Raw genomic sequence first — 13,759 nt, 5'->3', positions numbered from 1 at the left:
TTCCGCAACGAAGCTGGGACTTTCGTCACCCCTTGTCAATCGGCGGCGGCGCTTCGTGCGGGCTCCGGCAGTTGACCGGCTTCGGCCACATCCCTAGCGTCAGGCATCACCCGGTCCGCACCCCGACGCGGGCCGGGCACAAGGGGAGGGGCATATGAACCACTCGAAAAGAGGGAATCGTCGCCTGATCCGGGAACGGGCCCTCGCCATCACAATGGCCATCTTGTTCGCGTCGATGTCCGTCGCGACCGCCCTGGCCATGGATCTCATCCCATCCGAACGCGACACCACGAACCTGTACGGCGGGCCGGCCACGCTGGACGGCAAGTTCGAGACCGCCGACGGGGTCCCGGACAAGCAGGGTTGGGTGTCGCAGGACATGTCGCCGCAGGGGGTCGGCAATTTCGGCCAGCTCTGGAAGGATCTGGGCGATGCCGACGAGGACCAGGACAATCAATCCCCCCAGTGGGCCTTCATCGACGACGGCGTGGTTGTCGAAGGTGTCGGCCCCAGCTACTGCACCGGCGGCCTCTTCTGCTACGGGCCGCAGGGTATGGTCACCAACACGACGGGCGGGCTTGTCGGCGGCATCGCCACGCTGCACAACGAGGTGCTGTCCGAGCCGATCCAGCTGCCGCAGGAGAACGGCTGGCCCGTGCTCAGCCTGGACACCTACCTGGACAACGGGCGCTTCCCGTTCCAGGACTGGCTCTTCGCGTCCTACGTCCTGGACGCGACGGCGGATCCGCAGGGGCTCACGGGCTGGGAATCGTACTCGGATACCTTCATGCATGGTGCCGAGTACGGCCACTACACGCGCACCTCGATAGCCTTCACCCCCGAGTTGTTGCCTGCGGGCATGCGCTGGGTGCGGATCCGCCTGGTCGCCTACCAGGTGGTGACGATCCCGGGCGGCCACGGGACGCCGGCTCCCTATTTCGACAACGTGCGGCTGCAGTGGGTGCGCGGTGCGGCAGCAGCAGTGCCTTCGCCGGTCGCATCCATCGCGGCGACGGCGGTGCCCAATCCGTTCAACCCGTCCGTGACGATCCGCTGGACGGCGGACGCCGGCAGCCGCGCCACGGTCCGGGTGCATGATCTGTCCGGACGCCTGGTGGCGAGCCTCTTCGACGGTGAAGCCTCCGGCGCTGCGCATGAAGTCGTCTGGAACGGGCGCGATGAGGCCGGGCAGGCGGTTGCGGCCGGGGTCTACCTGTGCCGGATCTCGACCGGTTCTGATGCGCGGGTTCTCAAATTGTCCCTGGTCCGGTAGGCAGAACGGGGGCGGATCGGGCAGGGCGGCGCCGGAAGGCGCCGCCCTTGTTGGTGCGGCCATGGCTGTCAGGTCGTTATTGATACTGGATTGTCATCAACCCAGTGGGGCAGGGGGGGGCGTCCGGCGAACGGCGCCACGGACTGCGCCATCATACTTGACATCATCGGTAAAGATTCTATCTTTTGTTCCGACTAAACTTCACGGACCCCAACCCCCGAGGGTATTTGATGTCGGATTCGCTGCTGAACCCCGAAAACCCGGCCAACGTGTTCGCCTGCCGCAACCTGCACGTGTTCGTGAAGGACGGCGATGTGGAGAAGGAGATCGTCCGCGGGGTCGACCTCACGGTGCGCCGCGGGCAGAAGCACGCCCTGATGGGGCCCAACGGCTCGGGAAAATCCACGCTCGCGGCCGCGCTGATGGGCCACCCGAGCTACCGGGTCGAGGGCGAGATCTGGCTGAACGGCGAGCGCGTCGACGCGCTGGATCCGCACCTGCGCGCCCGGCGCGGGATGTTCCTCAGCTTCCAGTACCCCGTGGCGGTGCCCGGGGTGACCGTGGCGAACTTCCTGCGCGCGTCGCTGGGCGCGCGGCGCGGCACGGAGATCCCGGTGCGCGCCTTCCGGCAGGAACTGAACGAGGCCTTCGCGACGATGGACATCGACCCCTCGTTCATCACGCGCTACCTGAACGACGGGTTCTCGGGCGGCGAGAAGAAGCGGCTCGAGATCCTGCAGATGCTGCTGCTGAAGCCCGCGTTCAGCCTGCTCGACGAGACGGACTCGGGCCTCGACATCGACGCCCTCAAGGTGGTCTCGGACGGCATCAACCTGGCCAGCAACGCCGAGAACGGCCTGCTGCTGGTCACGCACTACCAGCGCATCCTCAACCTGGTGCAGCCCGACGTGGTGCATGTGTTCATGAATGGGCGCGTGGTGCGCACCGGCGGCATGGAACTCGTCCATGCCCTCGAAGAGCGGGGTTACGACTGGCTGGCCGAAGAGGCCGCCGTCACCGAAGGGAGTCGCACATGAGCGACGCCACACTGAGGGATTCGAAGACGCTTGACGTGACGTCGATCAACGACGACTACACGGCGCGCTACGGCTTCCACGACCCGGAAGACTACTTCCTGAAGGCTCCCAAGGGGCTGAACCACGAAGTCGTCGAGATGATCTCGCGCAAGAAGAACGAGCCGGACTGGATGCGGGCGATTCGCCACGCGGCGCTGGACACGTTCCGCGCCAAGCCCATGCCGCGCTGGGGCGACAGCGAGGCGCTGGACTCGATCGACTTCGAGAACATCCACTACTACATCAAGCCCAAGGGCGAGCAGGCGACCGACTGGAACGACGTGCCCGACCAGATCAAGAAGACGTTCGACCGCCTGGGCGTGCCCGAGGCCGAGCGCAGCTTCTTGGCCGGCGTCACGGCGCAGTACGAGTCGGAAGTGGTCTACCACTCGATCCGCGAGGACCTGACGAAGATCGGCGTGATCTTCATGGACATGGACTCGGCGCTGCGCGAGCATCCCGAGATCGTTCGCAAGTGGTTCGGCAAGATCATCCCGACGGGCGACAACAAGTTCTCGGCCCTGAATACGGCGGTGTGGTCGGGCGGCTCGTTCATCTACGTGCCCAAGGGCGTGAAGGTGGACATCCCGCTGCAGGCCTACTTCCGCATCAACGCCGAGAACATGGGGCAGTTCGAGCGCACGCTGATCATCGCCGACGAGGACAGCTCGGTGCACTATATCGAGGGCTGCACGGCGCCCACCTATTCCTCCGATTCGCTGCACTCAGCAGTGGTGGAACTGGTGGCGATGGACCGGGCGCACATCCGGTACACGACCATCCAGAACTGGTCCGTGAACGTCTACAACCTGGTGACCAAGCGCGCCCACGCCTACACCGATTCGGTGGTCGAGTGGGTCGACGGCAACCTGGGCTCCAAGCTGACGATGAAGTACCCGGCCATCGTGCTCAAGGGCGAGCGCGCGCACGGCGAGGTGCTGTCGATTGCGTTCGCCGGCAACGGCCAGCACCAGGACGCCGGCGCCAAGATGACGCATGCGGCGCCGAACACGACCAGCCGCATCATCAGCAAGTCGATCAGCAAGGACGACGGGCGCAGCAGCTACCGCGGCCTGATCCGCATGGGTCGTGGCGCCACCGGCTGCAAGACAAGTGTGGAGTGCGATGCGCTCCTGATCGGCGACCATGCCGTCTCCGACACCTACCCGACCATGGACGTGGCCGAGTCCGATGTGCGCGTCGAGCACGAGGCCCGCGTCTCGAAGGTGGGCGAGGAGCAGCTGTTCTACCTGCAGAGCCGCGGCCTGGACCCGGACAAGGCGCGCCTGATGATCGTCAACGGCTTCATCGAGCCCTTCGTCAAGGAACTGCCGATGGAGTACGCCGTCGAGCTGAACCGGCTCATCGAACTGGAGATGGAGGGTTCCGTTGGCTGAGACCACCGCACCCGTGATGACGCCGGCCCGCCCGGCGCTGGACAACAACCTGCTGGCGGCCCTGGCGGCGGCGGCAGGCGAGTCGGCCGACGGCCTCGGCCGGCGCGTGGCGGCGCTGGCCCGCTACGAGGCAGCCGCGGCGCCCGACCGCGTGAAGCACCTGTGGCGCTTCACCGATCCCGCCAAATTGCTTCCGACTGTCGTGGACGCGAAGGTCGGCGGCTGCCGGCCGCCCGCGGCGGTGCCGGGCGCCTCGGCGACGATCGACCTGTGCCCGGGCCAGGCGCCCGTGGTGGCGCTGGGCGAAGGCCTGCCGGCCGGAGCCCTGGAACTGGTGCCCGTGGCGGCCTCGGCCTGGCACGGCGATGACCTCTTTGCGGCCCTGAACGAGGCGGCCTGGAACACGGGCGTGGGCCTGGTCGTGGCCGACGGCGTGAAGCTGGCCGGCCCCATCCACGTGCGTGTGCACGCAGGGACCGACGCGACCATGCCGCGCATCGTGCTCACGGTCGGTCGCAATGCCGAGGCGATGCTCGTCGAGCAGCACGTCGGCGGCGGCGGCGAACGGCGCGTGGCCTCGCGGACCGAGATCACGGCCGGCAGCGACTCGCGCGTGCGCCATGCCATCGTGCAGGTCTGGGCGCCGGGCACGAGCGGGCACCTGTCCGTCAACGCGCGGGCGCACTCCGGGGCCGACGTGCTGACCGTCTGCGGCGTCTTCGGCGGCGAGAACACGAAGCTCGAGATCGGCACCGAACTGGTCGGCGCCGGGGCGCACAGCGAGATCGTCGGCGTGACGATGGTCACCGACAAGCAGCATGGCGACGTTCATACCAGCCATCGCCACCTGGCGGGGAAGACCACCAGCCGCATCGACTTCAAGGCCGTGGCCGCCGAGCAGGCGCGGTCCACCTACACCGGCCTGATCCGCATCGACGATGCGGCCCGCCATTGCGAGGCCTACCAGGTGAACCGCAACCTGCTGCTGTCGTCGCGCGCGCGCGCCGATGCCATCCCCGAGCTGGAGATCCACAACCAGGAAGTCAGCTGCAGCCACGGCGCCACCATCGCGCCGGTGGAGGAGGACCAGCTGTTCTACCTGGAGAGCCGCGGCCTGGACCGTGGCGAGGCGCTGGGCCTGGTCGTGGGCGGGTTCCTCGAGAACACGCTGGCCCGCCTGCCCGACGAGGTGCGGACAATGGTCGAATCGTTCGTCGGCCCGCGGCTGGCGACGATCCGGGAGGGTACGGCATGAGGCGGGCCAAGCCGTTGACGGCGCCGGCCGGCGTCGAACCCTGCGACGGGCAGAAGGGCGATTGTTCGCGCTGTGGCCGCATCTTCGCCGAGCGCTTCCCGCTGCTCGAGCGGACGGTCAACGGCCGGCCGCTCGTCTACCTGGACAATGCGGCCACCACGCAGAAGCCCGGCGCCGTGATCGCCGCCGAGGCCCGGTACTACCGCGAGCACAATGCGAACGTGCATCGAGGCATGCACACGCTCGGCGTTGAGGCGACCGACCTCTACGAAGGTTGCCGGACGCGCGTGGGCCGCTTTCTGGCCGTGCCGGCCGAACGTGTGGTGATCACACGCGGCGCCACTTCTGCGCTGAACCTCGTGGCCGGCGGCCTGGCCGCGACGCTGAAGCCCGGCGACGAGATCCTCGTCACGGAGATGGAGCACCACGCGAACCTGGTGCCGTGGATCCAGCTGGCCCGTCGCGAGGGACTGGTGCTGCGGCACATTCCCATTACCGCCGGCGGAGAACTGGACCTGGCGCGCCTGCCCGAGCTGCTCGGCAGCCGCACGCGCGTCGTGGCCCTCACGCACGTCTCGAACGTGCTGGGGACGATCAACCCCGTGGCCGAGATCGCGGCGGCGGCGCACCGTCGCGGCGCGCTGGTCGTGGTCGACGCGGCACAGTCGGTGGGCCACCTGCCGGTCGCCTTCGACGACCTGGGCGCCGACTTCCTCGTCTTCTCCGCCCACAAGGCCTACGGCCCGATGGGGCTGGGCTTCCTGGCGGGTACGGCCGAGGCGCTCGAGCGCCTGGAGCCGGTCGAGGTGGGCGGCGAGATGATCGACATGGTCACCATGGAAAGCGCCACCTGGGCGGCGATCCCCGCGCGCTTCGAGGCGGGCACGCCGAACGTGGCGGCAGCGGCGGCTTTCCCCGCCGCGCTCGACACCATCGACGAAGCCACGCTGGAACGGCTGCGGCAGCACGAGATCTCGTTGACGGCCTACGCGCTGGAGAGGTTGCTGGCCGTCGGCGGCCTGACCATCTACGGGCCCCGGCAGGCGGACCGCCGCGGCGGCCTGGTCGCCTTCCACGACCCGATGGTGCACCCGCACGACATGGCGCAGCTGCTCGATTCTCTGGGCATCGCGATCCGCGCGGGGCACCACTGCGCCCAGCCGCTGCATCGCCGGCTCGGCGTCGTGGCCACCAGCCGAGCCTCTTTCGGCATGTACAACACCCACGAGGACATCGACGCGCTCATCCACGGCATCAACTACGCCAGGAGCGTGTTCGGCCTATGAACGGCGGCATGGACGAGCTGTACCGGGAAGTGATCCTGGACCATCACCGCCGGCCGCGCGGACAGGCGCCGCTGGCCGGTCCGGCCGATGCGCGCGCGGAGGGCAAGAACCCATCCTGCGGCGACGAACTGGAACTCGAGCTGGCTTGCGCCGGCGGCGCCATCACGGGGGCGCATGTGGCCTGCCGGGGCTGCGCCATTGCGACGGCCAGCGGTTCCATCCTGGCCGAGCTGGTGCCCGGTCGCACGCCCGAACAGGCCCGCGCGCTGGCCGAGGCGTTCCGCGAGGCGATGCACAGCCCCGACGGTGTGCTGGCCGATGCGCTCGACCCCGGCGATCTCGAGGTCCTGACCGGTGTCCGCAAGTTTCCGGCGCGGGTCAAGTGCGCGCTGCTGCCCTGGATCACCCTTCTCTCGGCACTCGATGCGCAGTCCGGCGACGGCCGGGCCGCGCCGGCAACCACGGAGGCCTGACCATGAATACGCTGACCCAGGCCGCCGTCATCGACGCCGTGCGCCCGGTTAAGGATCCCGAGCTGAACCTGAGCATCGTCGACCTCGGCCTGCTGCGCGAGGTGGAGATCGACGCTGCGGAAGGCCACGTCACGCTGGGGCTCACGCTCACCAGTCCGATGTGCCCGATGGGCCCGCAGATCATGGAAGCGGCCCGCAACGCCGTCCTGCGCATGCCGGGCGTGAAGTTCTGCGGCGTGGACCTGGTCTGGTCGCCGCCCTGGGATCCGCGCGTGGACGCCACCGAGGACGCGCGGGCCGAGCTGGGCATCTGGGATTGACGCCCCCGGGCGCCCGCCCGATATTCGGCCGATGAAACCCGCTGCCAGCCGTCAAACGTGGTCCGAACGGGCGCGCTCCCTGTGGCCCGTCCTGCTGCCTGTGCTGGCCACGCTGCTGGTCTACCACGGCGTGGGCAGCTACGACTTCGTCAACTTCGACGATGACCTCTATGTCTACGACAATCCCCGCGTGACCGGGGGCCTGTCGCCGGCGAACGCGCAGTGGGCCTTCACCACCGGGCACGCCCAGGTCTGGATCCCCGTCACCTGGCTCTCCCTGCAGCTCGACGCGACGCTGGCCGGTCCCGGCGCCGCCGGCTTCCACCGCACGAACCTGTTCCTGCACCTGGCCGGCGTGCTGCTGGCGTGGCTGCTCGCGCGCCGACTCACGGGCAGCGCAGCGGCGGCGATGCTGGCGGCGGCTCTCTTCGGCGTGCACCCGCTCAACGTCGAGGCCGTGGCCTGGGTGACCGCGCGCAAGGACGTGCTGATGGCGCCGCTGCTGCTCGGCGCCGCGCTGGCCTGGGTGTCGACGACCGGTCGCCGCCGCGTGGTGCTGACATTTGCGCTGGCCCTTCTGGCGATGCTGGCCAAGCCCGCGGCCGTGGTGGCGCCGTTGCTGCTGCTGCTGCTTTCGCTGTGGGAGCGGTGGAGCGCGCCGGAGGGCGCCGCTTCGCGCCGCGGCTGGCGCGGCGACGCGGTGTTCCTTGCCGCACTGGCCGCCGCCGCGGCTGCGGTGGCGCTGGTGACCGTACGCCTGGCCCGGGATGGCGAGATGGGCGCGCCCGTGCCGGTGGCGCCCGTGCAGCGGGTGGCCGACGCCGCGACCGGCGTGGGTCGTTACCTGGAGCGGTTGGCCTGGCCGCACGGCCTGGCCGTGCGCTACAGCGAGGCGGACCTGCGCGCGGGACCGATCGAGGCTGTCATCTGGGGTGTGGTGGTGGTCGCCCTGTCGTTCGTGCTCTGGCGCGCTCGCCGACGCCTGCCGCTGGTCACCTTCGGCTGGGCCTGGTTCCTGGCCTGCCTGCTGCCCTCGAGCGGCCTGCTGCAGGGCGGCCAGCTGCCGATGGGCGATCGCTATGCCTATGTGGGCGCGCTCGGGTTGTGGATCGCGGGCGCCGGCGCGCTGGTGCAGGTCACCGCCCGCGCGGCACGCCTGAAGTTGCCGGTGTTGCTGGCGACGGTGGCCGTCGTGGCCGCGGCTGCGATGGTCGCCACGCGCCAGGCCGCCGTGTGGCGCGGGCCCGAATCGCTCTGGCGTCATGCACTTGCCGTCACCCGCGACAACGATGTCGCCCACCAGAACCTGGCCGTGCTGCTGGATGACGCCGGTCGCCGTGAGGAGGCGCTGCAGCACCTGGAAGCCTCGATCGCGATCAAGCCGCGCAGCGAGACGCACTTCAACGCCGGCAACGTGACCGCCGCGCTCGGGCGGCTGGACGAGGCGGAGGTGCACTATCGTGCCGCGCTGAAGCTGAATCCGTCGCTGGGCGAGGCGTCACTTAACCTGGGTTCGCTGCTGGGCGGGCAGGGAAGGCTGGCCGAGGCGCGGCAGGTCCTGCTGACGGCGGCGGAGAGACACCCCGACCTGGCCTCGGTGCAGTACAATCTGGCGGTGGTGGCCTGGATGCAGGGCGATGCCGGCGAGGCGACGCTCCGCTGCCGCCGGGCGCTGGAACTGGAATCGGCGCATGCCGGTTCACGGCAGCTCCTGGCGCAGATTGCGTCCACGCCGACGGCGCCGCCGGCCGCGCCGTAACCCGCTTCAGTCGGGATCGCGGTCGTCGGTGGAGAACAGGTGCCGCAGCGTCTCAAGGTGACGCTGCCGTTCCTCGCGGCTCTCGGAGTTGCGCAGCGTGGACATGGAGCGCCCGAGCACCTTCTTGATGAACTGCTGCAGGCTCTTGTCCACCTCGTCGGCCACCTCGTCGGAGTGCTTCTTCCGCACGAAACCGACCTGCTTGTCCTTCAGGTCCTCCAGGTAGGCGCGGAACTCGGCCACGGTCGGCCGCAGGTCGATGTCCTCGAGCCACTGCCGGAACTGGTCCAGCTCCTCGCCGATCAGCCGTTCGGCGTGCGGAATTTGATTCCGACGCGCGGCCAGGTTGCCCTGCACGATCTCGTCGAGGTCCTCGAGCCCGAACACGAAGACGTTGCCGATCTTCGACACCTCCGGGTGCACGTCGCGCGGCACGGCGATGTCCAGCATGAACAGCGGCAGGCCGTGACGCCCGCGCACAGCCTCGTGCACCATGTCGGGCATGATCACCGGCTCGGTGGCGCCGGTCGTGGTCAGGACCACGTCGGCGGCGGCAATGGCGGCGCCCAGCTCCTCCCAGGGACGCGCGACGATGCGGTCGGCCCGCGCGCGCAGGGCGCGGTCGACACGTCGGGTGTCATCACCGTCCGGTTCGTCGAGCTGGCGCAGCTGTTCCTCGCGCAGCGTGGCGGCCAGTGCCTGGGCGCGCTCGAAGCTGCGGTTGACGACGGTCAACTGGCCGATCTCGTGCTGCAGGAAATGGCGCGCCGCCAGGGCGCCCGTTTCGCCGGCGCCCACGAGCACGGCGCGATGCCGGCTGAAGCGGTCGAAGAACTTCCGCGCCAGTTCCACCGCCGCGAAGGCCACGCTCACCGCTCCGGTCGAGATGCGCGTTTCGGTGCGCACGCGCTTGCCGGCGCGGAAGGCGCCCTGGAAGGCGCGCAACAGGCCGGGGCCGGGTTCGTGGTGCGCGCGCGCCTGGCGATAGGCATCCTTCAGCTGGGCCGTGATCTGGGGCTCACCCAGCATCAGGCTCTCCATGCCGGAAGCCAGGCGGAACAGGTGCGCGATGGCGTCGAGGTTGTCCAGGCGCAGAGCATGTTCACCGAAGAACAGGTCGGCCTCGGCGCCGATGGCCGTGAGCGCCTCGCGCAGGATGGCGTCGGGGTCGGCGCCGACCCTCACCTCGAGGTAGATCTCGGTGCGGTTGCAGGTGGAGACCGGGATCACCGACACGCAATCGGGCTCGCCCCGGCCGCCACCGGCGCCCGTGCTGCCGGCGCTGAGGGCGTCCATCAACTCGGCGGCGCGCACCTCGGTCAGATGCGCGCGCTCACGGACGGCAGTCGGCGCCGTCTTGTGGTTGATGCTGCGGACGTGCAGGGTCGTCGCGCCGGTCATCGCCACTCCCGGGTTTCGAGTGGGGACCCGGCCGCGGCGTGCCGGGCCAGCGACTGTTCGAGCGTGTCGGCGGTCACGGCCGCATCGAGCGTCGGAAACTTGTGGAACGTCGGGAAGAAGTGGTGGATGGCGCCCATGCCCACCACGACGGCGATATAGGCCGCGACGGCCATGATGTTCATGCGGCGGCCGCGCCAGCCCCAGAAGCGATGCCCGACCAGGCCCGCCGTATAAGCCAGGAAGATGACCCACGACAGCAGGATCTTGGGATCCCAGGGCGTCAGCGTTGCGGCCATCTTCGGATCCACGCGATCGGCCAGGTTGTACATCCACAGGTGGCCCAGTGCCAGCGCCAGGAACAGCAGGGGCACGCCCATCTCGACGGCGACCACGCTCATCCGCTCGAGCGTCTCGAGGGCGGGCAGGCGCCGGAACAGGAGGCCGAACTGCCGCCGCATCAACTGGCGCGCGAGCACCAGGTAGAGGATGGCGTAGAGAAAGCTCAGGCTGAGCGCCGTATAGGCCAGCAGCACCAGAACGGCGTGGCCGGCAAAGCCGGGATCCTGCAGCAGCGGGCTGGTATTGGCGGTGCCGGGGCCGGCCAGGCTGGCCAGCAGCATCAGCAGGGCCGCGGCGCCGGTGGTCAGGAAGCCGGTCTGCTTGGCGCGCAGCCGCCGCTCGATCACGAGGTAGGTACCCATGAGCGCCAGGGCCAGTGCGGCCAGGAATTCCGACTGCGTGCCCATGGGCAACCGCTTCAATCCGACGGCGCGCACCACGATTGCCGCCATGTGCAGCAGCACCAGTGAGCCCGCCAGGCGCGAGCAGGTGCGGCGTGCCCACGGGTGGTCGGTGTAGAACAGCCACAGGTAGTCGGCCCACACCGCTGCATAACCCAGCGGCAGCAGGATCGTGATCAGGGTCAATGCCGTGCTCATCGCGCCACCTCCGCACCCTCCGCCCGCGCGCCCGTCAGCGCGCCCATGATCCTGTCCGCAAGCGATTCCGTTTCCTTGACGCAGGCGTTGACCGCGATGCCGCGGTACGCGCTGCCCGAGAACCACAGCCTGCCGTGCCGAGCCGCTGCGGCATCGATCGCCTGCAGGCGAGCCAGGTGTCCCGGCACGTACTGGGCGATGGCCCGCTGGTGCCGGATGATGTTCACGAGCTCTGGCTTGCCGCGCAGGCCGAACAGCCCGCGCAGGTCGGCCAGGACCAGTTCGACAAGGGCTTCGTCGCCCAGGTTCATGACGCCGGGATTGCCGGCGCCGCCCGCCATGCAGCGCAGCATGACGCGGCCCTCCGGCGCCAGCCCGGGAAAGATGCTGCTGCTCCAGAGCGCGCCGAGGATGTTCTTCCGCTCGCGGCCGGGCACCAGCATGCCGAAGCCGTTGAGGTCGTGCCCGACATCGCCCCGCGCGTAGCCCAGCGCGATGACGGCCATGGGCGCGTAGGGAATGCGCGCCAGGTCGTCAGCCAGCGCGGCGTCGAGGCCGCGCACGTGCACGGCGGCAGCGTGGGCGGGCGCCGCGTCGACGACCGCGGCAAAGCCGCTCCGCTCGCCGCCAGGCCACCGAACGGTCCAACCGTCGGCGCCCTTGGCGATCGCCTGCACATCGGCCCCGCGCACCACCTCGGCTTCGGTGTCGGACTCGAGCGCCGCGGCCAGCGCATCGACCAGGACGGCCATGCCGCCGTCGAACGAATGCAGCACGCCGGTGGGCCCGGCGTCGGTGCGGCGGCCCTTCCGCCGCTTCTCGCGCCCGAGGGCGATCATGGCGCGGAACAGGCCGCCGTGGTCGCGCTCCAGCTCGACCATGCGCGGGAAGGCCGCGGCCAGGCTCAGCTGCTTCGACTCGCCGCCGAAGACGCCTTTGACCATCGGGTCGAGCATCACGTCGGCGAATTCGCGGCCGAGCCGGCGTTCGCCGAACTGGTCGATGGTCTCGTCGGTGGCCGGGTCGGTAGCCGCGCGGCCCAGGTCCTTTCGCCGCGGCACCAGCAGCTCGCCGGCCATGCGCAGCTTGCCGCCGGCACTGAGCAGGCGCGACGACAGGAAGGCCTTCGGCGACAGCGGGATCTCCTCGAGGCGGCCGTTGACCAGCAGGAACCGGTGACGCGCCGCGTCATTGCTGCGCAGCAATCGCGGGCGCAGGCCCAGCCGGTCCACCAGGCGAAGGGTGGCCGGCTCGTTGTCGAGGAAGCCGTTGGGGCCCCACTCGAACTGCCAGCCGCCCTGGTTGATCGTGCGCAGGTTGCCGCCGCTCTGGGTGTCCTTCTCGAAGACCGTCACCGCCACGGCGGCGCCTGACGCCCGCGCGCGATCGCGCAGGGCCAGCGCCGTCGCCAGGCCGGCCACGCCGCCGCCGATCACCGCCACGCGCTGCATTTCGCCGCCACTGTCACGCACTGTGGTTCTCCCTGCCGAACGCCGTGGCCGCCAGATGGCCCGCCAGCGAGTCCAGCCACACCGCATCCTCGTTCAGCGCCGCGCCCCGCGCGAAGCCGTGGAGCCCGGCCTTTTCGGCGGTCTCCTTCAGTTCCAGGTCCAGCTCCAGCAGCGTTTCGATGTGCTCGCAGGTGAAGCTGACCGGCTGCACGAACAGCCGCCGGCATCCCGCGGCCGCCAGACGGCGCGTCTCGGCCTCGATGTTCGGCTCGAGCCACTTGATGGGACCGACGCGGCTCTGGAACGCGACCATGGGCTGCGAGCCGCCGACCACCAACCGCGCCTGCCAGTCGGCGTGCCCTGCCGCGGCGAGCGCCGCGGTCACGCGGGCGTGCACGGCCGCCACCGTCTCCAGTGTGCGCTCCTCGTAGCAGTCGCCGCGCTTGATGAACGAATAGGGCAGAGAGTGCGCCACGTAGAGCAGCGCCGACGCGGCAGCGTCCTCGCCCGCGGTGGCCCAGGCGCCCAGTTGTGCCGCCGCCGGCCGGGCCAGCGACTCCAGGAATCCCGGCAGCAGGTGCCAGTCGGCCACCGCGTGCACGGGAGCAGAGGGCGCCAGGCGACGCAGCGAATCCAGCACGTAGTCGAGCGTGCTGCCGTTCGTCGCGGCCGAGAACTGCGGGTACATGGGCACGACCAGGAACTGCGTGGCGCCCTGCTCGAGCAGCGAGGCCACCGTCTGGTCGGGGAACGGGCGCCAGTAGCGCATGGCGATGTCGGGCCGGATGTCGAGTCCCGCGCCCCGCAGCCGCTCGGCAAGCAGTTCGCCCTGCCGACGTGTGGTCGCCAGTTGCGGCGTCACCGAGTCGGGACTCACCAGGGCGTAGCGCTTGCGCACGTCGGGCGATCGTCGCTTGGCGATCGCCCATCCCAGCACGGGGGCCAGCAGGCGCGGCACCGGGAAGATCTGCGGGTCGCGGAACAGGTTGCGCAGGAACGGCTCCACCGCGCCGGGACCGTCGGGTCCGCCCATGCCGCACAGCACCAGTCCGGTGCGGCGCGCCGGGTCCAGGCGCGGTGTGGCGTAGTTGTCGACGCGCCCGGCGAGCGAACTCCGCGCTGAGGCCATC

Annotated in this window: 12 protein-coding genes; 8 read left to right on the top strand and 4 right to left on the bottom strand. The window is 69.9% G+C overall.

What is annotated here, in order from left to right; translation table 11 throughout:
• Nucleotides 1-154: 154 nt before the first annotated feature.
• From IPG61_04990 to IPG61_04955, 8 genes are all read left to right on the top strand, one after another.
• A complete protein-coding gene (locus IPG61_04990; protein MBK6733432.1) occupies nucleotides 155-1,273 on the top strand; it encodes a T9SS type A sorting domain-containing protein in 1,119 nt (372 codons plus the stop codon).
• A gap of 230 nt (nucleotides 1,274-1,503) precedes the next feature.
• The gene (gene sufC / locus IPG61_04985) at nucleotides 1,504-2,310 is read left to right on the top strand and encodes a Fe-S cluster assembly ATPase SufC (GenBank protein MBK6733431.1); all 807 of its coding nucleotides are present in this window, start codon (nucleotides 1,504-1,506) and stop codon (nucleotides 2,308-2,310) included.
• The gene (gene sufB, locus IPG61_04980; GenBank protein MBK6733430.1) at nucleotides 2,307-3,746 is read left to right on the top strand and encodes a Fe-S cluster assembly protein SufB; all 1,440 of its coding nucleotides are present in this window, start codon (nucleotides 2,307-2,309) and stop codon (nucleotides 3,744-3,746) included. Before sufC ends, sufB begins: the two co-directional genes overlap by 4 nt.
• Nucleotides 3,739-5,001, top strand: coding sequence for a SufD family Fe-S cluster assembly protein (locus IPG61_04975; protein MBK6733429.1), 1,263 nt, complete (start codon nucleotides 3,739-3,741; stop codon nucleotides 4,999-5,001). The genes sufB and IPG61_04975 overlap by 8 nt, the downstream gene beginning before the upstream one ends.
• Nucleotides 4,998-6,287, top strand: a complete 1,290-nt coding sequence (sufS, locus tag IPG61_04970; protein ID MBK6733428.1) for a SufS family cysteine desulfurase — start codon at nucleotides 4,998-5,000, stop codon at nucleotides 6,285-6,287. The genes IPG61_04975 and sufS overlap by 4 nt, the downstream gene beginning before the upstream one ends.
• Nucleotides 6,284-6,760: an SUF system NifU family Fe-S cluster assembly protein gene (locus IPG61_04965; GenBank protein ID MBK6733427.1), complete on the top strand. Its 477-nt coding sequence runs from the start codon at nucleotides 6,284-6,286 to the stop codon at nucleotides 6,758-6,760. The genes sufS and IPG61_04965 overlap by 4 nt, the downstream gene beginning before the upstream one ends.
• Before the next feature lie 2 nt (nucleotides 6,761-6,762).
• Nucleotides 6,763-7,080 (top strand): metal-sulfur cluster assembly factor, encoded by a 318-nt coding sequence (locus tag IPG61_04960; protein MBK6733426.1) that lies wholly within the window; start codon nucleotides 6,763-6,765, stop codon nucleotides 7,078-7,080.
• A gap of 31 nt (nucleotides 7,081-7,111) precedes the next feature.
• Entirely contained in the window at nucleotides 7,112-8,839 is a 1,728-nt protein-coding gene (locus IPG61_04955) for a tetratricopeptide repeat protein (protein MBK6733425.1), read from the top strand.
• 6 nt (nucleotides 8,840-8,845) lie between these two features.
• Here IPG61_04955 and hemA read toward each other — a convergent pair whose 3' ends face one another.
• The 4 genes from hemA to hemH are packed head-to-tail and all read right to left on the bottom strand — an operon-like array spanning nucleotide 8,846 to nucleotide 13,758.
• Nucleotides 8,846-10,240, bottom strand: coding sequence for a glutamyl-tRNA reductase (gene hemA, locus IPG61_04950; protein MBK6733424.1), 1,395 nt, complete (start codon nucleotides 10,238-10,240; stop codon nucleotides 8,846-8,848).
• Entirely contained in the window at nucleotides 10,237-11,178 is a 942-nt protein-coding gene (gene ccsA / locus IPG61_04945; GenBank protein ID MBK6733423.1) for a cytochrome c biogenesis protein CcsA, read from the bottom strand. The genes hemA and ccsA overlap by 4 nt, the downstream gene beginning before the upstream one ends.
• The gene (hemG, locus tag IPG61_04940; protein ID MBK6733422.1) at nucleotides 11,175-12,650 is read right to left on the bottom strand and encodes a protoporphyrinogen oxidase; all 1,476 of its coding nucleotides are present in this window, start codon (nucleotides 12,648-12,650) and stop codon (nucleotides 11,175-11,177) included. Before hemG ends, ccsA begins: the two co-directional genes overlap by 4 nt.
• Complete coding sequence (gene hemH / locus IPG61_04935) at nucleotides 12,643-13,758, bottom strand: ferrochelatase (GenBank protein MBK6733421.1); 1,116 nt, start codon at nucleotides 13,756-13,758, stop codon at nucleotides 12,643-12,645. The genes hemG and hemH overlap by 8 nt, the downstream gene beginning before the upstream one ends.
• Between the last annotated feature and the right edge of the window lies 1 nt (nucleotide 13,759).

The sequence above is a fragment of the bacterium genome (genome assembly GCA_016703265.1).
Lineage (GTDB): Bacteria > Krumholzibacteriota > Krumholzibacteriia > LZORAL124-64-63 > LZORAL124-64-63 > CAINDZ01.
The sequence above is the reverse complement of the archived record's forward strand: the minus strand, read 5'-3'. Positions and strand labels throughout refer to the sequence as shown.

Coding starts and splice junctions, on each gene's coding strand:
- IPG61_04990 (MBK6733432.1), top strand. CDS start 155: ATGAACCACTCGAAAAGAGGGAATCGTCGCCTGATCCGGGAACGGGCC.
- sufC (MBK6733431.1), top strand. CDS start 1,504: ATGTCGGATTCGCTGCTGAACCCCGAAAACCCGGCCAACGTGTTCGCC.
- sufB (MBK6733430.1), top strand. CDS start 2,307: ATGAGCGACGCCACACTGAGGGATTCGAAGACGCTTGACGTGACGTCG.
- sufS (MBK6733428.1), top strand. CDS start 4,998: ATGAGGCGGGCCAAGCCGTTGACGGCGCCGGCCGGCGTCGAACCCTGC.
- IPG61_04965 (MBK6733427.1), top strand. CDS start 6,284: ATGAACGGCGGCATGGACGAGCTGTACCGGGAAGTGATCCTGGACCAT.
- IPG61_04960 (MBK6733426.1), top strand. CDS start 6,763: ATGAATACGCTGACCCAGGCCGCCGTCATCGACGCCGTGCGCCCGGTT.
- IPG61_04955 (MBK6733425.1), top strand. CDS start 7,112: ATGAAACCCGCTGCCAGCCGTCAAACGTGGTCCGAACGGGCGCGCTCC.
- hemA (MBK6733424.1), bottom strand. CDS start 10,240: ATGACCGGCGCGACGACCCTGCACGTCCGCAGCATCAACCACAAGACG.
- ccsA (MBK6733423.1), bottom strand. CDS start 11,178: ATGAGCACGGCATTGACCCTGATCACGATCCTGCTGCCGCTGGGTTAT.
- hemH (MBK6733421.1), bottom strand. CDS start 13,758: ATGGCCTCAGCGCGGAGTTCGCTCGCCGGGCGCGTCGACAACTACGCC.